Source organism: Streptomyces sp. NPDC029216 (assembly GCF_040648015.1).
Lineage (GTDB): Bacteria > Actinomycetota > Actinomycetes > Streptomycetales > Streptomycetaceae > Streptomyces.
Genome location: NZ_JBEZWL010000006.1, coordinates 96,838 through 120,927 on the forward strand (window position 1 = coordinate 96,838; position 24,090 = coordinate 120,927).

Consider the following 24,090-nt stretch of genomic DNA (forward strand, 5'->3'; position numbering starts at 1 on the left):
CCTCAAATGGGCATCAGAAGGCCAAAGGAAGTCCTTCATTCAAGTCCTTCTGGGGGTGAACCTGAGCATCCCGGCGCAACCGCCGCCAGGCATCCGGCCCGCTGACGACGGCAGGAACGACCTATGAGTGACCACCTCATCCCCACCCGCGACGCACTCGTCTCGGACTTCTCCTGGCCCCAGCCTGGGGCCGCGCCCACGCCCAGCCAGGAACTTCTCGACCGTGCACGGTTCGGCTGGGAGCGTTTCCTCGACTCCATGGAGAAGACGCCCGATGAGTGAGCAGTACGAGTACGTCCCCCACCGCCTCCTGCACCGCCGCGTGCGCGACATCGCGTCCGGTGTCGAGGGCGTGCTGATGGCCGTGATCAACGAGAACGTCTCGGACACCGGCATCGAGCGCTGGATGGAGCTGGCCTACATCCGGAACGCGTCCGGCCGCGAATTCACCACCGCCGTCGCCAACGTCCACCCCGCCTATGACCAGCCCCAGACCGCCCGCAGACGCCGGGATATGGGGAGCGCGTAGCGATCTGATGCGCCGGACGGCGCCCGAAGACGTCCTGGTTGGCCTTTGGTGCGGGTAGCAACCCCAGACGGCCGCCGGACGCTGAGACGGGAGGAGCGCGTAGCGATCTGGTGCGTGGGGTGGCCCCGATTGTGGCTGATGGGGCCGGATGCCCGGTCTGCCGGCCCCCGACCGCCCGGCTCATCGCTGAGGGAGCCGCATGCCTGTCTCCGGTCCGTCCCGTTCCTTTGGGGGTTTCCCGGCAGTCTTCGGCTTTTCGTGGCGGGTCGGGCTGTCAAGAGTGGAGCGCAGCGACATCGCGTAGCGACGCGACGAAGGAGCGCTCTTGACTGACCGGCCCGACGCGGAAGGACGATGAGACTGACGGGAACCCCCCAACCCTTCCCTGAGACCGCCCCGCCAGGACCCGGAGGCACCCCACCCCCGCCGCACCGTGCGACCACCGCCCCACCCGCACCCCGGCCGGCGGGTGGGCAGCCACCGCCCGGCCCCCACCCCTCGCGGGGGCGAAAAGCGGCCCGCGCCGTGGCCCCGTACCCCTACCGCACCCCCGCCACCACCGGCGTGATGGTCGTCTCTACCGGCCCCCGTGCGTCCGCCTCCCGCTGTCGTTCCGCGCTGTCGCTGATGCGGAGGAGGAGGGCGATCATGATCCAGTTGGCCAGCAGTGACGAGCCGCCCTTCGCCAGGAAGGGCAGGGCCTTGCCGGTCAGGGGGATGAGGCCCGTGACGCCGCCCGCGACCACGAAGACCTGGAGCGCCAGGGCCGCCGCGAGCCCCACCGCCAGCAGCTTGCCGAACGGGTCCCGCGCGGCCAGCGCCATCCGCAGGCCCCGCTGCACGAGGAGGGCGTACAGCAGCAGCACGGCCATCACGCCGGCCAGCCCCAGCTCCTCCCCGACCGTCGTCAGGATGAAGTCGCTGCGCCCCGCGAACTTGATCAGCTCGGGATGGCCCATACCGAGCCCCGTGCCCGAGACGCCGCCCGTGCCGAAGCTGAAGAGCGCCTGCGCCGACTGGTCGGAGGTGACCCCCGGCGGGCGGTTCTCCCAGTAGTAGGACAGCGGATTGAGCCACGCCGCCACGCGCGCCTTGACGTGCGGCTCGGTCGAGCCGACCACGAAGGCGCCGCCCGCCGCCATGACCAGGCCGCACGCGATCCAGCTGGTGCGCTCGGTGGCGACGTACAGCATCACCACGAACACCCCGAAGAAGATCAGCGAGGTACCCAGGTCACGCTCGAAGACCAGCACCAGCAGCGAGATGATCCACACGGTGATGATCGGCCCCAGCTGGCGCATCGGCGGCAGCCGCATGCCCAGGAACTTCCGGCCCGTCAGCGCCAGCGAATCCCGGTGGATCACCAGGTACCCCGCGAAGAAGACCGCGATCATGATCTTCACGAACTCGCCGGGCTGGAGCGAGAACCCGAAGAGGACGATCCACCGCTTCGCCCCGTACTTGTCCGCGCCGAAGAACGCCGGCGCGATCAGCAGCACCAGCGCGACCACCATCGTGATGTAGATGAACCGCTGGAGCAGCCGGTGGTCCCGCAGCAGCGCCACCACCAGCAGGCAGGCGGCGACCCCGACCACCGTCCACATCAGCTGGCCGGGGGCGTTCGCGTCCGAGCCGTAGCGCTCGATGTACCCCTGGTCGAGCCGGTGGATGAGTACGAGCCCCAGCCCGGTCAGCAGCATGGCGAGCGGGAAGATCAGCGGATCCGCGTACGCGGCGAACCGGCGGATGCCCAGGTGCCCCACCAGGGAGAGCAGGGTCATGCTGATCACGAAGCTGGTGAGGTGCTGCGGCAGCTCGCCGTTCATGGCGAGGCCCGCGCTCACGTGCCCGAAGACGGCGATGCCGACGACGAACACCAGCAGGAGTGCTTCGGTCCGGCGGCGGGCACCCGCCACCGTCAGCGGCCTCAGTCCACGCACGGGACGCCGCCGCCGTCGAGGGTGTCCTGCTCCCGCGCCGGCTGCGGCGGAGGGGAGGGCGGCGCGGCTGACGAGGGGGAGGAAGCGGAGGCGGAAGGAGACGCGGCGCCCGGTGCACTCGGGGTCGCAGTGGCGGTCTGGGGACCGATCTGCTCGGCAATGAGGCGCTTTATCTTCATATCGTCTATGACGTTGATGTCCTCCTCATGGTTCCTTGCGGAGGTGGGCCGCCCGCGCCGTGAGGCCCGTATCGAATGCGCCAACCGGGGGAACCCGCGGCTGGATTGCGCTGGCCCGGCGGCTCGTGTTGGCACTCCGCTTGACCGAGTGCTAATCGCCGGAATAGTGTCACACCTGGCACTCGCCCCCGGTGAGTGCCAACACAGCGACAGGCAGGTCCGGCACCCGCGACGACGGATCGACCTGGTCGCCACCTCAGACAGTTAACCCCGGATCTCCGAAGGGGGAGGTCGGATCGTGACGACCGCCAGCTCCAAGGTTGCCATCAAGCCGCTTGAGGACCGCATCGTGGTCCAGCCGCTCGACGCCGAGCAGACCACGGCCTCCGGCCTGGTCATCCCGGACACCGCGAAGGAGAAGCCCCAGGAGGGCGTCGTCCTCGCGGTCGGCCCGGGCCGCTTCGAGGACGGCCAGCGTCTCCCGCTGGACGTCAGCGTCGGCGACATCGTGCTGTACAGCAAGTACGGCGGCACCGAGGTGAAGTACAGCGGCGAGGAGTACCTCGTCCTCTCGGCTCGCGACGTGCTCGCGATCGTCGAGAAGTAATTCACCGAAGCATTGCTTTGAGCTGCGCCCCTGGTCACCCCGCTGATTGCCGGGCGGCGAGGGGCGCAGCTCGTTAAACCCGAGTTTTCGAGAGGGCTGAACCGCTCCCATGGCGAAGATCCTGAAGTTCGACGAGGACGCCCGTCGCGCCCTCGAGCGCGGCGTCAACAAGCTTGCCGACACGGTCAAGGTGACGATCGGCCCCAAGGGCCGCAACGTCGTCATCGACAAGAAGTTCGGCGCCCCCACCATCACCAACGACGGTGTCACCATCGCCCGCGAGGTCGAGCTGGACGACCCGTACGAGAACCTCGGCGCGCAGCTCGTGAAGGAGGTGGCGACCAAGACCAACGACATCGCGGGTGACGGCACCACCACCGCCACCGTGCTCGCCCAGGCGCTCGTCCGCGAGGGTCTGCGCAACGTCGCCGCCGGCGCCTCCCCGGCCGCCCTGAAGAAGGGCATCGACGCCGCGGTCAAGGCCGTGTCCGAGGAGCTCCTCGCGACCGCCCGCCCGATCGAGGACAAGTCGGACATCGCCGCCGTGGCCGCGCTCTCCGCGCAGGACTCGCAGGTCGGCGAGCTCATCGCCGAGGCCATGGACAAGGTCGGCAAGGACGGTGTCATCACCGTCGAGGAGTCCAACGCCTTCGGCCTGGAGCTGGAGTTCACCGAGGGCATGGCCTTCGACAAGGGCTACCTCTCCCCGTACATGGTCACCGACCAGGAGCGTATGGAGGCCGTCCTCGACGACCCGTACATCCTGATCAACCAGGGCAAGATCTCCTCCATCCAGGACCTCCTGCCGCTGCTGGAGAAGGTCATCCAGGCGGGTGGCTCCAAGCCGCTGCTGATCATCGCCGAGGACGTCGAAGGCGAGGCGCTCTCCACCCTCGTCGTCAACAAGATCCGCGGCACCTTCAACGCGGTCGCCGTCAAGGCCCCGGGCTTCGGTGACCGCCGCAAGGCGATGCTGCAGGACATGGCCACCCTCACCGGTGCCACCGTCATCGCCGAGGAGGTCGGCCTCAAGCTCGACCAGGCCGGTCTGGACGTCCTCGGTTCCGCGCGCCGCGTGACCATCTCCAAGGACGACACGACCATCGTCGACGGTGGCGGCAACGCCGCTGACGTCGCGGGCCGCGTCAACCAGATCAAGGCCGAGATCGAGTCCACGGACTCCGACTGGGACCGCGAGAAGCTGCAGGAGCGCCTGGCGAAGCTCGCCGGCGGCGTCTGCGTCATCAAGGTCGGCGCCGCCACCGAGGTGGAGCTCAAGGAGAAGAAGCACCGTCTCGAGGACGCCATCTCCGCGACCCGCGCCGCGGTCGAGGAGGGCATCGTCTCCGGCGGTGGCTCCGCGCTCGTCCACGCCGTCAAGGTCCTGGAGGGCAACCTCGGCCTGACCGGCGACGAGGGCACGGGTGTGGCGGTCGTCCGCCGCGCCGCCGTCGAGCCGCTGCGCTGGATCGCCGAGAACGCCGGCCTCGAGGGCTACGTCATCACCTCGAAGGTGGCGGAGCTGGAGAAGGGCAACGGCTTCAACGCCGCCACCGGCGAGTACGGCGACCTGGTCAAAGCCGGCGTCATCGACCCGGTCAAGGTCACCCGCTCCGCGCTGGAGAACGCCGCGTCCATCGCCTCCCTGCTGCTCACGACCGAGACCCTGGTCGTCGAGAAGCCGGCCGAGGAAGAGGCCGACGCCGGTCACGGCCACGGTCACGGCCACAGCCACTGAGGCTGAGGCCGGCGCCTGAGCGCTAGCCGGACGAGAGGCCCTGGTCACCGCTGCTCCGCGGGGGTGACCAGGGCCTCTTGCGTGCCGTCCGGGGGTCGGTTACTCGGGCAGCATGCCCATCTGGCGCATCAGGCTGGGGGCGTCGTAGTACCACCAGCCCTCGGCGATCTGGCCGTTGTCGAGGCGGAAGGTCGTACACCCCGACATCGTCACTTCCTTGCCCGTCGGGGCGACGCCCATGAACTCGCCCTTCTGGGTGCCCTTCCAGTTCCACAGCGTCGTCACGCAGTCGCCTTCGGCGATCTGCCGGGTCTTCTCGAAGGAGAAGTCGAAGGCGTCCCGCCACATGCTGATGGTCTGCTGCATGCCGTCGCGGCCGTCGCTCTGCCCCTCGCTCTCCATGATGTCGTGGTCGGTGTAGTTCATCGCCAGGCACTCGTCCAGGACGGCGAAGTCGCCCTTGAGGATGCACTCCTCGAACATGCGGTTCACGACGAGTTTGTTGAGGTACTCGTCGCGCACCACGTCGAGGTTCATGAACTTGGGCATTCCCTCACACAGGGCGACCATTTCCTGGAACATCCGGTCGGTCTCCGGGAGGTGAGAGTTCTTCATCGCCTCCTCGTACGAGGGGAATTCGACGAGGTCCACGTAGTGGTTCCGCGCCTCGCGATCCCTGCCGATCATGGTGTGGGTGACCGTGCGCCTGCCGCTGGTCTGTTCCGCGTAGCGGTCGATGAGGGCGTTCATCTCGTCGAACCGCCTGGTTTCGTAATCGATTACCTGTACGAATGTCATCGCGTCGCCTCCCGCAGTGGATGAGACACGTCCATTTTAGGGAGATTTCACCCTTTTGCCGCGCTTACCCATGGGTCATACGGGGCTACTGCGGGCCGTACTTCCGCCCCGTACGGGAGGACACGCCGCCGAGCAGACCGCGCGGGGTCAGCTTCACCACGCCCATCAGCGCCTTGTACCGCGGGTCCGGGATCGACACCGTCTTCCCGCGCGCCAGGTCGGCCAGCGCGGCGGCCACCAGCTTGTCGGCGTCGAGCCACATCCAGTTCGGGATGTTGTCGGTGCCCATGCCGGCCCGCTGGTGGAACTCGGTCCTCACGAAGCCCGGGCACAGCGCCATCAACCGCACCCCGGACCCGGCCAGGTCCCGGGCCGCGCCCTGGGTGAACTGCACGACCCAGGCCTTGCTCGCGCCGTAGGTGCCGCGCGGGACGAAGGCGGCGACCGAGGCCACGTTGACGACCCCGCCCCGGCCTCGCGAGCGCATCGACTCCGTCGCCGCCGAGGTCAGCCGCAGCACCGCCTCGATGTGCACCTTCAGCATGGCCAGCTCGTCGGCGAGGGAGACCTCCAGGTAGCGGCCCTTGTTGCCGAAGCCGGCGTTGTTGACCAGCAGGTCCACCGGGTGCGTACGGTCCCCGAGGCGGGTCTCGACGGCCGCGATGCCCTCCTCCGTCGAGAGGTCGGCGGCCAGTACCTCGGCCTCGATGCCGTGCCGGTCGTGCAGCTCGGTGGCCTGCTCGGCCAGCCGCTTCGTGTCCCGGGCCACCAGTACGAGGTTGTGCCCCTGGGCGGCGAGCCGCCGGGCGAAGGCGGCGCCGATGCCCGCCGTGGATCCAGTGATCAACGCAGTCGTCATGTGCGCAAAATAGCCGCCCGCGCCTGATCCCGTACCCCTGCGCCGCCCATTCCCAAAGGGTCGGCTGGATATGTCCGCCCGAGCAAAAGGCGGGCTTATGCTCGGAGGGTGATTGAGGCACGCCACCTGCGGATCCTGCGCGCTGTCGCCGGGACCGGTTCCTTCTCCGCCGCCGCCCGCGAACTGGGCTGCACCCAGCCCGCCGTCTCCCAGCAGATGAGGGCCCTGGAGCTGTCGGCCGGCACCCCGCTGCTCGTCCGTACGGGGCGTGAGATGCGGCTGACCCAGGCGGGGGAGGCCCTCGTGCGGCACGCCGCCGGGATCCTGGCCGGGCTGACCGCCGCCGAGGAGGAGGTCGCGGCCATCGCGGGGCTGCGCGCGGGACGGGTGCGGCTCGTCTCCTTCCCGAGCGGCAGCTCCACGCTCGTGCCGACCGCGCTCGCGGCGATGCGCGCCGAGCACCCGGGCACCCGTATCTCCCTGGTGGAGGCGGAGCCCCCGCGTTCGGTGGAGATGCTGCGCGAGGGGGACTGCGACCTGGCGCTGGCCTTCAGCTACGGCGGGGCCCGGGCCGGGGCCGAGTGGGAGGACCTTGTCGTCACCCCGCTGCTGACCGACCGGCTCGTCGGGCTCGTGCCCGAGGGGCACCGGCTGGCCGGTGCCGGGCGAGTGGGCATGGCGGAGCTGGCCGACGAGCCCTGGATCGCGGGCTGTCCGCGCTGCCGCCGCCATCTGGTGGAGGTGTGCGAGGGGGCGGGCTTCACGCCGCGCATCGACTTCGCCACCGACGACTACCCGGCCGTGGTCGGTCTGGTCGGCGCGGGGCTGGGGGTGGCGGTGCTGCCGGAGCTGGCGGTGGAGTCCGTACGGGCGAAGGGCGTGAGCGCCCTGGCCGTGGAGCCGGCGGTGGAGCGCCAGGTCGTGGCGCTGACGCTGCCCGACCTGGCGCGCGTGCCGGCGGTGGCGGCGACCCTGGGGGAGCTGGTGCGGGCCGCCGCCCGCTGACCGGCCGCGCGGGCCCGGCGGACGCGCGTCGGTGCGACACGCCCGGTGCGCGTGCGGATCCGAAAGGGTTCAAGAGGGTCGGAGGCGGTGAGGGGCGCGGAGGGGAAACGTTCCTTCGTGCGTTTCTTCGGATGTTCCTCCGTACGCCGTGCGGCCGGCGGTCAGTGCGGCGGGACGGGGCCGATCGTGCTGGAGGCGGGGATCAGGCGGTGCCGCGCGCGGCCCATCAGTTCCTCGCGCTCGTCCTCGGTGAGGCCGCCCCACACCCCGTAGGGCTCGCGGACGGCGAGGGCGTGCGCGGCGCATTCCGAGCGCACCGGGCAGCGCATGCAGACCTCTTTAGCCGAGGCCTCGCGCGCACTCCTGGCCGCGCCCCGCTCGCCCTCCGGGTGGAAGAAGAGGGAGCTGTCGACTCCGCGGCAGGCTGCCAGCAGCTGCCAGTCCCAGAGGTCGGCGTTCGGTCCGGGGAGGCGGGAGAAATCTGCCATTGGTAGTCCTCTTGGTGCCGGTACTGAGGCGGATACGGTCCATGTCTCCACACCTACTGTCGTAGTAGATGTAAATATGACTCATTGGGAATCTAGCCTCAGACACATGCCAAATGGAAGGAAAGCCGCCAAATAGGGCATAGCTCCAGATGGAGGACGCGCGGCTGGTGGCTCCAGCGCCGTGATCGCTTCCTCACGTAGAGTGCCGAAGGTGTCCGTCCGACCCGTAACTCTTTCGAGTGACCATCGTTGAGAGAGCGAGTGCGGTTGAAACCAGAAGTTCCCGGACAGGTGTCCGAGGGCATCGACCGCACAGGTGACGATACGTACCAGCCTGGAGGCTCAAGGTGACGCGCATCAGCAGCTGCGGAGGGCGGTCATGACATCCGTCCTCGTCTGCGACGACTCCCCGCTTGCCCGAGAGGCGCTCCGTCGCGCGGTTGCCACCGTGCCCGGCGTCGAGCGTGTGACGACGGCTGCCAACGGCGAGGAAGTCCTCCGCCGCTGGGGTGCCGACCGGTCCGACCTGATTCTGATGGACGTACGGATGCCCGGCCTCGGCGGTGTCGAGACCGTCCGCCGGCTCCTGTCCGCCGACCCGGGGGCCCGCATCATCATGCTGACGGTCGCCGAGGACCTGGACGGCGTGGCCCTCGCGGTCGCCGCCGGTGCCCGCGGGTACCTGCACAAGGACGCCTCGCGCGCCGAACTGCGGGCCACGGTGACCCAGGCGCTCGCCGACCCGACCTGGCGGCTGGCCCCGCGCCGGCTGCGCTCGGCCGAGATGGGCGCCGCGCCCACCCTCACCGCGCGCGAGATCCAGGTGCTGGAGGGCATGAGCCACGGCCGGTCCAACGCGGAGATCGGGCGCGAGCTCTTCCTCTCCGAGGACACGGTCAAGACGCACGCCCGCCGGCTGTTCAAGAAGCTCGGCGCCTCGGACCGGGCGCACGCCGTGGCGCTCGGCTTCCGCTGGGGCCTCGTCCGCTGACCGAGGGAGTGGCGTCCGGTCGTCCGGAGCGGTCCCGTCCGCCGATGGCGGGCGGGGCGGCGGGCCCTCCTTCCGGGGCGGGGCGCGAAACTCCCGTCCCGACCGGTGTCCCGTCGGGGATTGACGGGGCACAATCCAGGGGACGTGTCGCTTCGGGCGCGATGCCGCATCCTTGATGGTGTGCCGCATTCTTGGAGAGGTCGAGTCCTCGGGGACGACGATTCGGGCCGAGCGGAGGGGAGGGCGCAGAAGATGAGTTCCGGCGCACCCGCTCATAACGCTTCGATGCACAACACGGACCGCGATGCCACGAACGCTCCGGCGCCAAGGCACCATGGATTGATGCGCGACGACGAGGCCCTGGGGTCACCCCCGGCCGCAGGCCCCACCGGCGCCGCCAAAGGCGGCAACGCCGGGGCCGTCAGCGCGCTCGTACGCCGTGCGGTCGACGGCGACGAACAGGCCACGCACGATCTGCTGGCCTTCGTGCACCCCCTCGCCATCCGCTACTGCCGCACCCGGCTGTCGCGGCTCCCGGGTGACGCCCGTCACTTCGTGGAGGACCTCGCGCAGGAGGTGTGCGTCGCCGTCCTGATGGCGCTGCCCCGCTACCGGGACACCGGGCGCCCCTTCGAGGCGTTCGTCTTCGCCATCGCCGCGCACAAGGTCGCCGACCTCCAGCGGGCCGCCATGCGGCACCCCGGGAGCACCGCCGTGCCGTCCGACGAGATGCCGGAGCGGCCGGACGACTCGCTCGGCCCGGAGGAGCGGGCGCTGCTCAGCAGTGACGCCGCCTGGGCCAAGAAGCTGCTGGCGAACCTTCCGGAGAACCAGCGCGAGCTGCTCGTCCTGCGGGTGGCCGTCGGGCTGACCGCGGAGGAGACCGGCCAGATGCTCGGCATGTCCCCGGGCGCCGTGCGGGTCGCGCAGCACCGCGCGCTCAGCCGGCTGCGGGCGCTCGCCGAGCAGTGAGCCGGCATTTTCGCTCGTAGGAAAGCACGAATCTTCTGCTTGGCCTTGGTCGTGGAATGAGACGCGTCGGTATCCCGTTAGCATGGACATCCGCGCTGAGCAAGACCATTTGGGAAGGTGTCATGACCGCCGACGGAGTACCCGACAAATTCGCCGCGCTCGGACTGACCTACGACGACGTGCTGCTGCTGCCGGGCGCGTCGGACATGGCCCCGGACGAGATCGACACTTCCTCCCTCATCTCGCGCAACGTCCGCGTGAACGTTCCGCTGCTGTCCGCCGCCATGGACAAGGTGACCGAGTCCCGCATGGCCATCGCGATGGCCCGCCAGGGCGGCGTCGGTGTCCTGCACCGCAATCTCTCCATCGCCGACCAGGCCAATCAGGTCGACCTGGTGAAGCGCTCCGAGTCCGGCATGGTCACCGACCCGATCACGGTGCACCCGGACGCGACGCTGCGCGAGGCCGACGAGCTCTGCGCGAAGTTCCGCATCTCCGGCGTCCCGGTCACCGACCCGGCGGGCAAGCTGCTCGGCATCGTCACCAACCGCGACATGGCCTTCGAGTCGGACCGCAGCCGCCAGGTGCGCGAGGTCATGACCCCGATGCCGCTGGTCACGGGCAAGGTCGGCATCTCCGGCGTGGACGCCATGGAGCTGCTGCGCCGCCACAAGATCGAGAAGCTTCCGCTGGTCGACGACGCGGGCATCCTCAAGGGCCTCATCACGGTCAAGGACTTCGTCAAGGCCGAGAAGTACCCGAACGCCGCCAAGGACAAGGACGGCCGCCTGCTGGTCGGCGCCGCCGTCGGCGTCGCCGGTGACGCGTACGAGCGCGCCCAGGCCCTGATCGAGGCGGGCGCCGACTTCATCGTCGTCGACACCGCCCACGGCCACTCCCGCCTGGTCGGCGACATGGTCGCGAAGATCAAGTCGAACTCCTCCGTCGACGTCATCGGCGGCAACGTCGCCACCCGCGACGGCGCCCAGGCGCTGATCGACTCGGGCGTCGACGGCATCAAGGTCGGCGTCGGCCCCGGCTCCATCTGCACCACCCGCGTCGTCGCCGGCATCGGCGTCCCGCAGGTCACGGCGATCTACGAGGCCTCGCTGGCCGCCAAGGCCGCGGGCGTCCCCGTCATCGGCGACGGCGGCCTGCAGTACTCCGGCGACATCGCCAAGGCCCTGGTCGCGGGCGCCGACACGGTGATGCTCGGCTCGCTGCTCGCGGGCTGCGAGGAGTCGCCGGGCGAGCTGCTCTTCATCAACGGCAAGCAGTTCAAGTCGTACCGCGGCATGGGCTCGCTCGGCGCCATGCAGTCCCGCGGGGACCGCAAGTCGTTCTCCAAGGACCGCTACTTCCAGGAGGGCGTCGGCGGCGACGACAAGCTGATCCCCGAGGGCATCGAGGGCCAGGTCCCCTACCGCGGCCCGCTCTCCGCGGTGGTCCACCAGCTCGTCGGCGGTCTGCGCCAGTCGATGTTCTACGTCGGCGGCCGTACGGTGCCGGAGCTCCAGGACCGCGGCCGGTTCGTCCGGATCACCTCGGCGGGCCTCAAGGAGAGCCACCCGCACGACATCCAGATGACGGTGGAAGCGCCGAACTACAGCCGCAAGGGCTGAACACGATGACCGCCCGGAGGGGCGGGCCCGGCCGGGCCCGCCCCTCCGGCGCGTCCGCGCACACCGGCGCGTGCGTCCGTACAGCGGTCACCGGGACGCGTGTCCCCGGGGTTCGGGGATACTGGACGGGCAGACCCAGAGGAAAGGCCACCACACGTGACTGAGATCGAGATCGGGCGCGGCAAGCGCGGCCGCCGGGCGTACGCCTTCGACGACATCGCCATCGTCCCCAGCCGGCGTACGCGGGACCCGAAGGAGGTCTCGATCGCCTGGCAGATCGACGCGTACCGCTTCGAGCTCCCCTTCCTGGCCGCCCCCATGGACTCCGTGGTCTCCCCGCAGACCGCCATCCGCATCGGCGAGCTCGGCGGCCTCGGCGTGCTGAACCTCGAAGGCCTGTGGACCCGCTACGAGGACCCGCAGCCGCTGCTCGACGAGATCGCGGAGCTGGACGAGGACGCCGCGACCCGCCGCCTCCAGGAGATCTACGCCGCGCCGATCCAGGCCGACCTGATCCGTCAGCGGATCAAGGAGGTGCGCGACTCCGGTGTCGTCACCGCCGCCGCGCTCTCCCCGCAGCGCACCGCCGAGTTCTCCAAGGCGGTCGTCGACGCGGGCGTGGACATCTTCGTGATCCGCGGCACCACCGTGTCGGCCGAGCACGTCTCGGGCGCGGCCGAGCCGCTGAACCTGAAGCAGTTCATCTACGAGCTCGACGTCCCGGTCATCGTCGGCGGCTGCGCCACCTACACGGCGGCCCTGCACCTGATGCGCACCGGCGCCGCGGGTGTCCTCGTCGGCTTCGGCGGCGGCGCCGCGCACACCACGCGCAACGTGCTGGGCATCCAGGTCCCGATGGCCACCGCCGTCGCGGACGTGGCCGCGGCGCGCCGCGACTACATGGACGAGTCCGGCGGCCGCTACGTGCACGTCATCGCCGACGGCGGCGTGGGCTGGTCCGGCGACCTGCCCAAGGCCATCGCCTGCGGTGCGGACGCCGTGATGATGGGCTCCCCGCTGGCCCGTGCCACCGACGCGCCCGGCAAGGGCCACCACTGGGGCATGGAGGCCGTCCACGAGGACGTGCCGCGCGGCAAGAAGGTCAACCTCGGCACGGTCGGCACGACCGAGGAGATCCTCACCGGCCCGTCGCACACCCCGGACGGTTCGATGAACCTCTTCGGCGCCCTGCGCCGCTCGATGGCCACGACCGGCTACAGCGAGCTCAAGGAGTTCCAGCGGGTCGAGGTCACGGTCGCGGACTCCCAGCACCGCCGCTGACCCGTCGCCGTACGCAACGCCGGAGGGCCGGCACCCCGAGCGGGGTGCCGGCCCTCCGGCGTGTGCGGGAGCCCGCTCAGTCGCTGGCCTTCTTGGCGGAGCCGAAGCCGACGAAGGCGCCGATGCCGAAGAAGACGAAGGACATGAAGTCCATGCCCTCCTTCCAGACGTCGACCAGGCCCGAGACGCCGACCTTGTCGAGGACGTCGAGGACGCCGGTGTCGGCGTACTTGGCCATCGCGAGCGCGACGAAGAACAGCTGGCCGAGGAAGACGCCGGCGATCGAGAGCACGGCGGCGATCCCGGGCAGGACGGGGTTGCGGCCGCCGGCCTTTCCGGCCGCCAGGCCCACGAGCAGGCCGACGCCGGCGGCGGCGTAGCCGACCTCGCGGTCGATGGCGTTCATGATGCCGCCGTACGCGGCCGCCGCGATGAGCGCGGCCACGACGCCGGCCACGACGCCCAGGGCGACGTTGCCGCCGCGGGCCGGCACCGGGGCGGGGACCTCGGTGTAGGACGAGGGCGCGGGCGGCTGGAAGTTCTGGCTCATGCGGGAAATCCCCCCCAGGGATTCGAAGACGCACGTGTGCCCCGGGGGCATAAGTGCGCGATAAGTGACGCCGCAGGCTAGCAGGGGACCACGGCATTCCAGGAGGGGATTTCGGTCGGATGATCGAACCGGGATCGGGCCGTGACCTGGGGCGGCGTCCGGTCGCGGGGGTCAGAGGCGGTGGGTCGCGCCGGGGGGGCTGGCGCCGCGGGTGTCGAGGAGGAGCTGGGCCTTCACCGCCAGGCCCTGCATGTCGTACGTGCGGTGGTGCTGGAGCAGGATCGTCAGGTCGGCGTTGGCGGCGGCCTCGTAGAGGGAGTCGGCGCGGGGTACGGGCTGGTCGCGGACCCGCCAGCCCGCGATGTACGGGTCGTGGTAGCTGATCAGGGCGCCGAGGTCGAGGAGGCGGCTGGCGATCTCGCCCGCCGGGGAGCCCTCCTGGTCGGCGAGGTCGGGCTTGTAGGTGACGCCCAGGAGGAGGACGCGGGCGCCCCGGGCGGACTTGCCGTGCTCGTTCAGCAGGGTGGCGCAGCGCTGGATGACGTACTGCGGCATCCGGTTGTTGATCTCTTGCGCGAGGCCGACCATGCGCAGCGGGTGGCCTGGGGTGCGGGTGGTGTGGGGGAGGTAGTTGGGGTCGAGGGGGACGCCGTGGCCGCCGACGCCGGGGCCCGGGCGGAAGGCCTGGAACCCGTAGGGCTTGGTCTCGGCGCAGCGGATGACGTCCCACAGGTCGACGCCGAGGTCGTGGCAGAGGACCGCCATCTCGTTCATGAGGGCGATGTTGACGTGCCGGTAGTTGGTTTCGAGGAGCTGGACGGTCTCGGCCTCGCGCAGGCCGCGGGCCCGGACGACCTTCTCGGTGAGGCGGGCGTAGAAGGCGTGTGCGGACTCGGTGCAGGCGGGGGTGAGGCCGCCGATGACCTTGGGGGTGTTGGCGATGGTGTGGGTGCGGTTGCCGGGGTCGAGGCGGCTGGGGGAGTAGGCCAGGTGGAAGTCGCGCCCGGCGCGCAGCCCTGAGCCCTCTTCGAGGATGGGCCGCAGGTAGTCCTCGGTGACCCCGGGGTGGGCGGCGGATTCCAGGATCACGGTGGTGTGCGGGCGCAACCGGGCGGCGAGGGTGCGGCCGGCCGCGCCGACGGCGCCGAGGTCGAGTGCCCGGTCGGCGCCGAGCTGGGTGGGGGCGCAGATGACGGCGGTGCGGACCCGGCCGAGTTCCGCGGGGTTGGTGGTGACCCGGAAGCCGGCCGCCGACATCCGGCGGATCTCGGCGGCGGTGAGGGGGCTGTCCGTGGCGGGACCGCTGTCGAAGCCGACGGTCTCGATCCCGGCGGCGACGGCCGCCTGGGCGAGGGGGAGGCCGAGGTGGCCGAGTCCGATGACGGCGAGATCTGCGGGCATGGGGGGCCGTCCCTTCCCTTCCCTGGCATGCATGAGGGGGCGGTGCGCGCAAGTCCTGTGGACGAATGGAGCTGGCGCAATGTCAGACTAGGCGTATATATGACAGATATGTCGCATTCTGGGGTTGTGGCCATCCTTGTGTTGTCCACAGCCGGTGGCTGATGTCGGTGCGGCCGGTCAGAATCGGAAACGGGAGATGTGAGCGGGATCACCCGCATCGAGCGGGTTCGGCCCGCACCAACGGGAGGCAGCCGTGAGGACAGCGACACTGGGGCCCGAGCAGCGCGCGGAGTCCCTCGCCCGGATGGCCGAGCGGGAACTGGACGTGCTGGTCGTCGGCGCGGGGGTGGTCGGCGCGGGCACCGCGCTCGACGCGGTGACCCGGGGGCTGTCCACCGGGCTGGTGGAGGCCCGGGACTGGGCGTCGGGGACGTCGAGCCGCTCCAGCAAGCTCATCCACGGCGGCCTGCGCTACCTGGAGATGCTCGACTTCGCCCTCGTCCGCGAGGCGCTCAAGGAGCGCGGGCTGCTGCTGGAGCGCCTCGCCCCGCACCTGGTGAAGCCGGTGCCGTTCCTGTACCCGCTCCAGCACAAGGTCTGGGAGCGGTTCTACGCGGGCTCGGGCGTGGCCCTGTACGACGCGATGTCGGTCTCCAGCGGGCATGGCCGCGGCCTGCCCACGCACCGGCACCTGTCGCGCAGGCGGGCGCTGCGGATCGCGCCGGCGCTGCGCAAGGACGCCCTGGTGGGCGCCCTGCAGTACTACGACGCCCAGATGGACGACGCGCGCTACGTGACCACGCTGGTCCGGACGGCCGCGGCGTACGGGGCGCACTGTGCCAACCGGGCGAGGGTGACCGGCTTCCTCCGCGAGGGCGAACGGGTGGTCGGGGCCCGGGTGCGGGACGGGGAGGGCGGCGGGGAGTACGAGATCCGCGCGAAGCAGGTCGTGAACGCCACCGGCGTGTGGACGGACGACACCCAGGCGCTGATCGGGGAGCGCGGGCAGTTCCACGTACGGGCGTCGAAGGGCATCCACCTCGTGGTGCCGAAGGACCGCATCCATTCGACCACCGGGCTGATCCTGCGCACCGAGAAGTCGGTGCTGTTCGTGATCCCCTGGGGGCGGCACTGGATCGTGGGCACCACGGACACGGACTGGGACCTGGACAAGGCGCACCCGGCGGCGTCGAGCGCCGACATCGACTACCTGCTGGAGCACGTGAACTCGGTGCTGGCGGTGCCGCTGACCCGGGACGACGTCCAGGGGGTCTACGCGGGCCTGCGGCCCCTGCTGGCGGGCGAGTCCGACGCCACGAGCAAGCTCTCCCGCGAGCACACGGTGGCCCATCCGGTGCCGGGGCTGGTGGTGGTGGCCGGCGGCAAGTACACGACGTACCGGGTCATGGCGAAGGACGCCGTCGACGAGGCGGTCCACGGGCTGGACCAGCGGGTGGCCCAGTGCGTCACGGAGGACGTGCCGCTGGTCGGCGCGGAGGGCTACCGGGCCCTGTGGAACGGCCGGGCCCGCATCGCCGCGCGGACAGGGCTCCACGTGGTGCGGGTGGAACACCTGCTGAACCGGTACGGATCGCTGACGGAGGAGCTGCTCGACCTGATCGCGGCGGACCCGTCCCTGGGCGAGCCGGTGACCGGGGCGGAGGACTACCTCCGGGCGGAGGTCGTCTACGCCGCGTCGCACGAGGGGGCGCGGCACCTGGACGACGTGATGACGCGGCGGACGCGGATCTCGATCGAGACCTTCGACAGGGGGACGCGGTCGGCGCGCGAGTGCGCGGAACTGATGGCTCCGGTGCTGGGGTGGGACAAGCAGCAGATCGAGAAGGAAGTGGAGCACTACGAGAAGCGGGTCCAGGCGGAGCGGGAGTCGCAACGCCAGCCGGACGACCAGACGGCCGACGCGGCCCGGCTGGGGGCGCCCGACATCGCACCGTTGTAACTCCGCGATCCGGAAGGGGGAACCGCTGCCCCCGGGGCTCCCGTCCGATGCGGAGTGAGCAACAATGAGGTTTCTGCCGGGGTGGGTTACCTTGCCCCCGGCGGCTGCCGGGGGCAGCCGGGGCAGGCTGCACGATCGCAGAGGGGACGCATGTCGAAGCCGGAGCACACCGAGTCGCCTGCCGAGGCGGCTGCGGCGAAGCTTGAGGGTGCCGGTGCGTCCGGCGGCGGTGGCGCGGTGAAGTCGGCCGCCCAGAGCGTTTCTGACGTCGCGCAGGCCGAAGGCGCCGCAGCGGAGGCCGCCGTGCGCTCCGGGTCCGAAGCGGAGCCGGAGGCGGCCGGGAAGGCCGAGGCCGGCACCGGTGCGGCGCCCGCGGACGCGAAGCCGGCCGGTGCGGCCGTACCCCGGCCCAGGTCCGGGGCGGCCGCTGCGAAGGCCCCCGAGGACGCGAAGCCCGCCTCCGTGGCGGCTTCTGACGCCGCGGCGGACGAAGCGCCCGCCGCGAAGTCCGCTGCCGGGGCCGAGCCGCGGGACGCCGAGCCCGCGCCGGACGCCGCCGAGGCCGCGGACGCGAAGCCCGCCGGGGCCGCGGATGCGAAGCCCGCTGCTGCCGCCAAGGCGGCTCCCGCCGGGGTCGCCAAGCCCGTTGCCGGGGGCGTTTCTGACGCCCCGGCGCACGGGGCCGCCGAGAAGTCCCGCCCCGCGGCCGCGCCCGCGCCCGCGAAACGGGTCCCGGCGGCGGAGCCCGAGGACGCGAAGCCCACCGCGGCCAAGACGGCCGTGGCCCCGCCGGAGGACGCCGAGCCCGCGGCGGACGGGGAGCGCAAGGGGCGGTTGCTCGCCCGCCGGTACCGGCTCGGCGCCGTGCTCGGCAAGGGCGGCATGGGCACCGTCTGGCGCGCCGAGGACGAGGTCCTCGGCCGGACCGTCGCCGTCAAGGAACTCCGCTTCGGCGGCGGCGTCGACGAGGACGAGAAGCGCCGCCTGATCACCCGTACCCTCCGCGAGGCCAAGGCCATCGCGCGCATCCGCAACGAAGGCGCCGTCACCGTCTACGACGTCGTCGACGAGGACGCCCGCCCCTGGATCGTCATGGAGCTCATCGAGGGCCCCTCCCTGGCCGAGTTCGTCCGGGAGAACGGCCCGCTCACCCCGCGCCGCGCCGCCGAGGTCGGCCTCGCCGTGCTCGACGTGCTCCGCGCCGCGCACCGCCAGGGGATCCTGCACCGCGACGTGAAGCCGTCCAACGTGCTCATCGCCGCAAGCGGCCGCGTCGTCCTCACCGACTTCGGCATCGCCCAGGTCGAGGGCGACCCCTCCATCACCTCCACCGGCATGCTCGTCGGCGCCCCCTCGTACATCTCCCCCGAGCGCGCCCGCGGCTACAAGCCCGGCCCGCCCGCCGACATGTGGTCCCTCGGCGGACTGCTGTACGCCGCCGTCGAGGGCGTGCCCCCGTACGACAAGGGCTCCGCGCTCGCCACCCTCACCGCGGTGATGACCGAACCGGTGGACCCGCCGAAGAACGCCGGACCGGCGCTGACCGAGGTCATCTACGGGCTGCTGGTCAAGGACCCGGCGCTGCGGCTCGACGAGGACCGCGCCCGGTCGATGCTCACCGCCGTGATCAACGCCCCCGAGCCCCCGCCGGCGCCCGAGCCCGTCCCGGCGGTCGAGGAGACCCGGCCGATCTCCCTCACCAAGGCCGAGGCGGAGGCGGAGAAGGCCGCCGAGAAGGCGGCGAAGAAGGAGCGCGAGCGCCGCGAGCGCGAGCAGCGCGACCGCACCCGCGCCGCGCTGAAGGCGGCCCGCAAGGCCGCGGCCGCCGAAGCCGCCGCCTCCGCCGCCGAGGCCCCGCCGCAGCGTCCCTCGACGGTGGCCCCGGCCTCGCTCACCGACGTGATGCCGCGCCGCACCATCGCGCTCGCGATAGCCGGCGTGCTCGTGGTCCTGGCGGTCATCGGCTCGCTCATCGCGTACGCGGTCAGCGGTCAGGACGAGAAGGGCGGCCGCAAGGACGAGGGCAAGGGCGGCCCCACCCCGGCCGCCTCCGCCGGCCAGTCCCCGGGCAACTCCCCGGCCGTGTCCCAGGCTTCCTCACCGGCCCCGGGCCCGAGCGCCAGCCCGAGCCCCGGCGGGAGCCCGAATCCGGGCGCGTCCGGCGCCAACCCGGGCGCCGGCGCGGACCCCGCCCAGAACCAGGGGCAGAACAGCCAGGGCCAGGGCGCCAGCCCGGGCGGCTCCGGCGCCGGACTGCCCGCCGGGTTCACCAAGGTGACGGACCTGAACTTCCAGTTCGCCATGGCGATGCCCGACGGCTTCCACCAGACCGGCACCGCCGGCAAGAACTCGGGCGCGATATACAGCCGCTCCGGCGGCTTCCCCCGTATCCAGGTCGACCACACCAGCACCCCGGGCAGCGACGCCCGCGCGGCCTGGGCCGAAATGGTCCCCGGTCTGGCCGACAGCAGCAGGAACTACCACCAGATCCGCCTCGAACCCGTCGAGTACCGCGGCTACCCGACCGTCGCGGACCTGGAGTTCGAGCGCGAAGACCAGGGCATGAAGGTCCGCGTGCTCGACCGCGGCTTCAGGGCCGACGCCAGGAACGGCTACGCCATCATGATCAGCTGCCCGGCCGACCAGTGGGACGGCCCCGAGTGCACGCAGATCCGCAACACCGCCTTCGACACCTTCCAGCAGTTGGGCTGACGGGCCTCGCAAGCCCGGGACGCGGGCGGCCCCGGCCACGTATCGTGTCAGCGGGGGTCATGGGGGACCCGCCGCACTCGGGGGAGGCGATGTGGAGGACTACGCCGGCCGGATCCTGGCCGACCGCTACCGTCTGCCGTTGCCGCCGTCCGACGAGTACGAGCTGATAGAGACCCGCGCCTTCGACACGCGCAGCGGCCAGGAAGTCCTCGTACGGCACGTGCCGCTGCCGGAGGTCGTGGACGCCGAACTGCTCGACGGGACCCGTGCGACGCCGACGGCCGCCGGGGAACTCCCCGCGGTGCGCCGGGCGATCGCCGCCGCTCAGGCCGCCGCCTCCGTCCCGGACCATCCCCGCCTCGACCAGGTCTTCGACGTGTTCGCCGAGGACGGCTCGCTGTGGATAGTGAGCGAACTCGTCCCCGCCAGGCCGCTGGCCGCGCTGATCGCCGACGAACCGCTGAACCCGTACCGGGCGGCGGAGGTGGCCTCGGACGTGCTGACCGCGCTGCGCGTGCTGCACGCGCACGGCTGGACCCACCGCAACATCACCGTCCGCACGGTGCTGATATGCGAGGACGGACGGGTCGTCCTGACCGGGCTGGCCGCGGGCGCCGCCGAGGACGCCCTGTGCGGCTACGACCCCGTGCCCTCGGGCGAGCCCGGTGACGAGGACCCGGGCGACCCGGCGGGGCCCTGGGAGCCGCCGCCCCCCGCGTCCGGCCCGCGGGAGCCCGCGTACGCCCCGCTGGTGGCGCCCGGGTACGACACCGGGCCGCGCTACTCCGACCACATCCTCCCCGAACCCGAACCCGAACCCGAGCCCGAGCCCGAGCGGCCCGCCCCGCCGGAGCCCCCGTCCCCGGCCCCGCCCGCGCCGCCCGGCCCTCCCGCCCGGCCCGCCGGAAGCCGTGACGACGCCCTGGCCGCCGCCCGCGCCGGGACCATCGCCGCCTACCGGGCCGGCTCCCGGGCCGCCGCCGAGAAGGTGGCGCAGGAGCGCGGGGTACGGGGGCCCGTGGTCGTCCCGCAGCTGCCGCCGACCGGCGCCAACCTGCCGCAGGAGTACGCGTACCCGTACGGGGGGCCCGACACCGCGGCCGCCCCCACCCCCTGGCACGGCGCCGCCCCCCGCATCCCGGCGCCCCCCGCCCCACAACCGGAGCCGGAGCCGCAGCCCGGGCCGGAACCGCAGCCGGAGCAGGCCCGGCACCCGGAGCCCGCCCCGCAGCGGCCCGAGCCCCCCGCCGAGCCGCCCCGCCCCGCACTGCCGGCGGCCCTCGCACTCCCGCAGGGCTACCACCAGGCCGACCCCCCGCCGCCGCCCGCCCTCCCGCCGGCCCCCCTCCACCCGGCCGCGGGCCCGCAGCCCGGCAGCGGGACCCCCGAAGCCCGTACCCCCGCACCCCCCGCCCCCGACCGGCACGCCGGGGCCTGGGGCGGGGGAGCCGGGCGGGGCGGTGGGCCCCGGAGTGGGCTTGATGCCGAGCGGGCCCGGCAGACGCGGATGGCCGTCGTCGGGCCCGTCACCGAGCGCTGGGCGCCCGAACAGGCCGGCCCCGTCCACGGCGGCCCCTGGCAGCTGGCCGCACCCGTCGGCCCCGCCACCGACCTCTGGGCCCTCGGCGCCCTGCTGTACCGGGCCGTCCAGGGCCACGCCCCGTACCCCGAGGAGAGCGTCGCGGAGCTCGTGGACATGGTCTGCGCCGAACCGCCCGCCTTCGCCGAGGAGTGCGGCCCGCTGCGCCCCGTCGTGGAGTCCCTGCTGCGCCAGGACCCCACCGAGCGGCCCGACTTCGAGGAGCTCCGCGGTTGGCTGCGCTCGCTGGTCCGCTCCGCCCCCGAGCCCGACGGCGACTTCGTGTTCCCGCTGCCGGAGCCGGACCCCGCCCGCCTGCCCGAGGTGCGCCGGCGCGGGGAGGTGCACGGCCGCCACCGCAACCCCGACGCCCCCCGCAAGCCGCGCTCCCTCGGCCGGACCCTGCTGGTCGGGGTCCTGGCACTGCTCGCGGCCGGGGTGGCGTACGCCGTGCTGTTCCTGCCGGGCTCCGACGACCAGGACGCCGGCCGGGCCCAGCAGCCCACTGCCGTCCAGAGCCCCGCGCCCGCCACCCCGGCCCCGCAGAAGACCCAGAAGCCCCCGCAGCAGTCCCCGTCGCCCGCCCCCCAGGGCTCCGGCGCGCAGCCGCCCGCCCAGCAGGCCCCCGAGGGCTACACCCTCCAGCAGGACCCGGCGCACTTCACGATCGCCGTCCCCAACGGCTGGGAGCGCCAGTCGATCAACGAGGCCGGTCAGGTGCGCTACACCCAGGGCCAGTTCACGCTGATCGTGGTCCCGGGCCGGGACCGGGTCGAGGGCGGCTCCCCCGACCCGATGGGCTACCAGAAGGACAAGGAGGCGGAGCTCGCCCCGTACCGGAACTCCACCTGGGCCTCCGGAGGCGACGTGAAGTCCGTCAAGGTGGGCCAGCAGCTGCGCGTCACCGGCCGCTACACCTGGATCGACGCGGCGGGCCGCTCCCTGTTCGCGCGCAACTTCGTCGTCGCGCTGGGCGGCGGCTACCACGTGGTCATGGTCACGGGTCCGGAGGACAACCAGGACAGGGTCACCGACGTCTTCGACAAGGCCACGGCCAGTTACCAGGCCGGAGGCTGACGGCCGATCAGTACGGCGATTGCGTCACAGTGCTGTCTCACCGGCCCCGCCCGGTTCCGGCACGGCGCGCAGGCTCCGTAATCTGGCCCGGAGTGCACAGAGCGGCGGGAATTCGTGGAACAGCAGACAGGCGCGGGTGCGGTGCTCGCGGGCCGGTACCGGCTCGTGGAGCCCATCGGCAGCGGCGGCATGGGCAAGGTGTGGCGCGCCCATGACGAACTGCTGCACAGGACGGTCGCGGTCAAGGAACTGACGGCGGGTCTGTACGTGTCCCAGGCCGACCGGGAGGTGCTGCACGCCCGCACCCAGAAGGAGGCGCGGGCGGCGGCCCGGATCCAGCACCCGGCGGTCGTCACCGTGCACGACGTCCTGGAGCACGACGACCGGCCGTGGATCGTCATGGAGTACATCGACGGCCCCTCCCTCGCGGAGGCCGCCAAGGCCGCGGGCCGGATCGAGCCGCGCGAGGCGGCCCGGATCGGCCTGCACGTGCTGGGCGCGCTGCGCGCCGCGCACGCGGTGGGCGTGATGCACCGGGACGTGAAGCCGGGCAACGTGCTGCTGGCCAAGGACGGCCGGGTGCTGCTCACCGACTTCGGGATCGCGGCGATCGAGGGCGACTCGTCCATCACCCGCACGGGTGAACTCGTCGGTTCCATCGACTACCTGGCCCCGGAGCGGGTCACCGGCGGCGCCCCCGACCCGTCCTCCGACCTGTGGTCGCTGGGCGCGACCCTGTACACGGCGGTCGAGGCCCGCTCCCCGTTCCGCCGGACCTCGCCGATCTCCAGCCTCCAGGCCGTGGTCAACGACGAGCCGCCCGTACCGCGCCAGTCCGGCCCCCTCGGCCCGGTCATCACCGCGCTGCTGCGCAAGGACCCGGCGGAGCGGCCCTCGGCCGCCGAGGCCGAGCGGATGCTGATCGAGGCCATGGAGGGCCGCGAGCCCAGGGCGGCGCAGGCGTACGTGCCCACCCGCGCGGTCAGCGCGGAGGAGCGGGCTCCCGCCCGGCAGGCCGTGCCCCCGGCGCCGGAGCCCGCGCCCGCCCCGGTGACGGCCACCGCCCCCGCCGAGCGGCCCGCGGCACCCGCCGGGCGCACGCCGGGTCGGCTGCGGCGGATCGCGGTGGTGGCCCTCGTCGCGGCGCTGCTCGGCGGCGGCACGGTGTTCGGGGTGCTGAAGTTCACCGGCGGGGACGAGGACCAGGGCGTCTCCGACAAGGGGACGAGCGCCACCGGGGGCCAGACCGGGCAGAAGGCCGCCGCCCCGCCGGCGGGTTGGACCAAGGTCACGGACCCGGAGGGCGGCTTCACCTTGTTCGTCCCACAGGGCTGGACCCGCCAGGTGGACGGCAACCAGATCGACTACACCGGGGACAACGGCAAGCACTACCTCCGGATCGCCGCCGACCCCACCCCGGACTACCCGAACCCGTACGCGCACCTGCTCGACCTGGAGAAGCAGGTGGCGAAGCGGACGGACTACAAGCGGCAGAAGCTCAACCCGAACACCTTCCAGGACACCACCCAGGCCGTGCTGTGGGACTTCACGTGGACCGAGAAGGGGGCGCACGCCGGACCGCGCCGGGCCATCGAGCAGATGTACGTCGACCGGAGCGGCACCGAGTACGCCATCTACATGACGGGCCCCGCCGAGGACTGGGCGACGACCCGCCAGCGGTTCGACACCGTCCTCAGCGGCTGGGAACCGGCACCGAAGAAGGGCTGACCGGCCACCGTGCCAGCAATTACTGGCACACTTGGCAAAATCCGGTTACCCACGGGTACCCAAAGGCCCCGGGG

The 24,090-nt window shown here is 72.2% G+C and carries 19 protein-coding genes; 13 read left to right on the top strand and 6 right to left on the bottom strand.

What is annotated here, in order from left to right:
- Nucleotides 1-123 precede the first annotated feature (123 nt).
- A complete protein-coding gene (locus AB0F18_RS04415) occupies nucleotides 124-282 on the top strand; it encodes a hypothetical protein (RefSeq protein WP_362054896.1) in 159 nt (52 codons plus the stop codon).
- The gene (locus tag AB0F18_RS04420; RefSeq protein ID WP_362054898.1) at nucleotides 275-529 is read left to right on the top strand and encodes a hypothetical protein; all 255 of its coding nucleotides are present in this window, start codon (nucleotides 275-277) and stop codon (nucleotides 527-529) included. The genes AB0F18_RS04415 and AB0F18_RS04420 overlap by 8 nt, the downstream gene beginning before the upstream one ends.
- Nucleotides 530-1,068: 539 nt before the next feature.
- Here AB0F18_RS04420 and AB0F18_RS04425 read toward each other — a convergent pair.
- Nucleotides 1,069-2,469 carry an FtsW/RodA/SpoVE family cell cycle protein gene (locus tag AB0F18_RS04425; RefSeq protein WP_362054900.1) on the bottom strand — a complete coding sequence of 467 codons (1,401 nt, stop codon included), beginning with the start codon at nucleotides 2,467-2,469 and terminating at the stop codon, nucleotides 1,069-1,071.
- A gap of 477 nt (nucleotides 2,470-2,946) precedes the next feature.
- On the opposite strand from AB0F18_RS04425, the gene groES reads away from it, so the two are divergent.
- Both groES and groL read left to right on the top strand, forming a co-directional pair.
- Complete coding sequence (gene groES, locus AB0F18_RS04430) at nucleotides 2,947-3,255, top strand: co-chaperone GroES (RefSeq protein ID WP_030230757.1); 309 nt, start codon at nucleotides 2,947-2,949, stop codon at nucleotides 3,253-3,255.
- 109 nt (nucleotides 3,256-3,364) lie between these two features.
- Complete coding sequence (groL, locus tag AB0F18_RS04435; RefSeq protein WP_358893479.1) at nucleotides 3,365-4,993, top strand: chaperonin GroEL; 1,629 nt, start codon at nucleotides 3,365-3,367, stop codon at nucleotides 4,991-4,993.
- Nucleotides 4,994-5,092: 99 nt separating this feature from the next.
- Here the strand turns inward: groL and AB0F18_RS04440 are convergent, their stop codons facing one another.
- Nucleotides 5,093-5,791 (bottom strand): ester cyclase, encoded by a 699-nt coding sequence (locus AB0F18_RS04440; RefSeq protein ID WP_362054902.1) that lies wholly within the window; start codon nucleotides 5,789-5,791, stop codon nucleotides 5,093-5,095.
- A gap of 85 nt (nucleotides 5,792-5,876) precedes the next feature.
- Nucleotides 5,877-6,650 (bottom strand): SDR family oxidoreductase, encoded by a 774-nt coding sequence (locus tag AB0F18_RS04445; protein ID WP_362054904.1) that lies wholly within the window; start codon nucleotides 6,648-6,650, stop codon nucleotides 5,877-5,879.
- A gap of 108 nt (nucleotides 6,651-6,758) precedes the next feature.
- Between AB0F18_RS04445 and AB0F18_RS04450 the strand changes: the two genes are divergently transcribed.
- Entirely contained in the window at nucleotides 6,759-7,655 is an 897-nt protein-coding gene (locus AB0F18_RS04450) for a LysR family transcriptional regulator (RefSeq protein WP_362054906.1), read from the top strand.
- A gap of 161 nt (nucleotides 7,656-7,816) precedes the next feature.
- On the opposite strand, the gene AB0F18_RS04455 is transcribed toward AB0F18_RS04450, so the two are convergent.
- A complete protein-coding gene (locus tag AB0F18_RS04455) occupies nucleotides 7,817-8,143 on the bottom strand; it encodes a WhiB family transcriptional regulator (protein WP_030298281.1) in 327 nt (108 codons plus the stop codon).
- Nucleotides 8,144-8,522: 379 nt separating this feature from the next.
- Between AB0F18_RS04455 and AB0F18_RS04460 the strand changes: the two genes are divergently transcribed.
- From AB0F18_RS04460 to AB0F18_RS04475, 4 genes are all read left to right on the top strand, one after another.
- A complete protein-coding gene (locus AB0F18_RS04460) occupies nucleotides 8,523-9,134 on the top strand; it encodes a response regulator transcription factor (RefSeq protein WP_003948568.1) in 612 nt (203 codons plus the stop codon).
- 342 nt (nucleotides 9,135-9,476) lie between these two features.
- Nucleotides 9,477-10,106 carry a sigma-70 family RNA polymerase sigma factor gene (locus AB0F18_RS04465; protein WP_362054908.1) on the top strand — a complete coding sequence of 210 codons (630 nt, stop codon included), beginning with the start codon at nucleotides 9,477-9,479 and terminating at the stop codon, nucleotides 10,104-10,106.
- Between the two features lie 122 nt (nucleotides 10,107-10,228).
- Entirely contained in the window at nucleotides 10,229-11,728 is a 1,500-nt protein-coding gene (gene guaB, locus AB0F18_RS04470) for an IMP dehydrogenase (protein ID WP_362054910.1), read from the top strand.
- Between the two features lie 156 nt (nucleotides 11,729-11,884).
- A complete protein-coding gene (locus AB0F18_RS04475) occupies nucleotides 11,885-13,009 on the top strand; it encodes a GuaB3 family IMP dehydrogenase-related protein (RefSeq protein ID WP_362054912.1) in 1,125 nt (374 codons plus the stop codon).
- A gap of 76 nt (nucleotides 13,010-13,085) precedes the next feature.
- Here AB0F18_RS04475 and AB0F18_RS04480 read toward each other — a convergent pair whose 3' ends face one another.
- Nucleotides 13,086-13,559: a hypothetical protein gene (locus tag AB0F18_RS04480; RefSeq protein WP_362054914.1), complete on the bottom strand. Its 474-nt coding sequence runs from the start codon at nucleotides 13,557-13,559 to the stop codon at nucleotides 13,086-13,088.
- Nucleotides 13,560-13,730: 171 nt separating this feature from the next.
- Nucleotides 13,731-14,960 carry a nucleotide sugar dehydrogenase gene (locus AB0F18_RS04485; RefSeq protein ID WP_362054916.1) on the bottom strand — a complete coding sequence of 410 codons (1,230 nt, stop codon included), beginning with the start codon at nucleotides 14,958-14,960 and terminating at the stop codon, nucleotides 13,731-13,733.
- A gap of 253 nt (nucleotides 14,961-15,213) precedes the next feature.
- On the opposite strand from AB0F18_RS04485, the gene AB0F18_RS04490 reads away from it, so the two are divergent.
- From AB0F18_RS04490 to AB0F18_RS04505, 4 genes are all read left to right on the top strand, one after another.
- Nucleotides 15,214-16,920 (top strand): glycerol-3-phosphate dehydrogenase/oxidase, encoded by a 1,707-nt coding sequence (locus AB0F18_RS04490; protein ID WP_362054918.1) that lies wholly within the window; start codon nucleotides 15,214-15,216, stop codon nucleotides 16,918-16,920.
- 150 nt (nucleotides 16,921-17,070) lie between these two features.
- Nucleotides 17,071-19,632, top strand: a complete 2,562-nt coding sequence (locus AB0F18_RS04495; protein WP_362054920.1) for a serine/threonine-protein kinase — start codon at nucleotides 17,071-17,073, stop codon at nucleotides 19,630-19,632.
- Nucleotides 19,633-19,723: 91 nt separating this feature from the next.
- Nucleotides 19,724-22,288 (top strand): protein kinase, encoded by a 2,565-nt coding sequence (locus tag AB0F18_RS04500; RefSeq protein ID WP_362054922.1) that lies wholly within the window; start codon nucleotides 19,724-19,726, stop codon nucleotides 22,286-22,288.
- A gap of 114 nt (nucleotides 22,289-22,402) precedes the next feature.
- Nucleotides 22,403-24,016: a serine/threonine-protein kinase gene (locus AB0F18_RS04505; RefSeq protein ID WP_362054924.1), complete on the top strand. Its 1,614-nt coding sequence runs from the start codon at nucleotides 22,403-22,405 to the stop codon at nucleotides 24,014-24,016.
- Nucleotides 24,017-24,090: the final 74 nt, after the last annotated feature.

Bases quoted from the DNA above. Each gene is read 5' to 3' on its own strand.
- AB0F18_RS04445 (WP_362054904.1), bottom strand. From the start codon at position 6,650: ATGACGACTGCGTTGATCACTGGATCCACGGCGGGCATCGGCGCCGCC.
- AB0F18_RS04485 (WP_362054916.1), bottom strand. From the start codon at position 14,960: ATGCCCGCAGATCTCGCCGTCATCGGACTCGGCCACCTCGGCCTCCCC.
- AB0F18_RS04460 (WP_003948568.1), top strand. From the start codon at position 8,523: ATGACATCCGTCCTCGTCTGCGACGACTCCCCGCTTGCCCGAGAGGCG.
- guaB (WP_362054910.1), top strand. From the start codon at position 10,229: ATGACCGCCGACGGAGTACCCGACAAATTCGCCGCGCTCGGACTGACC.
- AB0F18_RS04420 (WP_362054898.1), top strand. From the start codon at position 275: ATGAGTGAGCAGTACGAGTACGTCCCCCACCGCCTCCTGCACCGCCGC.
- AB0F18_RS04495 (WP_362054920.1), top strand. From the start codon at position 17,071: ATGTCGAAGCCGGAGCACACCGAGTCGCCTGCCGAGGCGGCTGCGGCG.
- groL (WP_358893479.1), top strand. From the start codon at position 3,365: ATGGCGAAGATCCTGAAGTTCGACGAGGACGCCCGTCGCGCCCTCGAG.
- AB0F18_RS04415 (WP_362054896.1), top strand. From the start codon at position 124: ATGAGTGACCACCTCATCCCCACCCGCGACGCACTCGTCTCGGACTTC.
- AB0F18_RS04455 (WP_030298281.1), bottom strand. From the start codon at position 8,143: ATGGCAGATTTCTCCCGCCTCCCCGGACCGAACGCCGACCTCTGGGAC.
- AB0F18_RS04480 (WP_362054914.1), bottom strand. From the start codon at position 13,559: ATGAGCCAGAACTTCCAGCCGCCCGCGCCCTCGTCCTACACCGAGGTC.
- AB0F18_RS04465 (WP_362054908.1), top strand. From the start codon at position 9,477: ATGCGCGACGACGAGGCCCTGGGGTCACCCCCGGCCGCAGGCCCCACC.
- AB0F18_RS04440 (WP_362054902.1), bottom strand. From the start codon at position 5,791: ATGACATTCGTACAGGTAATCGATTACGAAACCAGGCGGTTCGACGAG.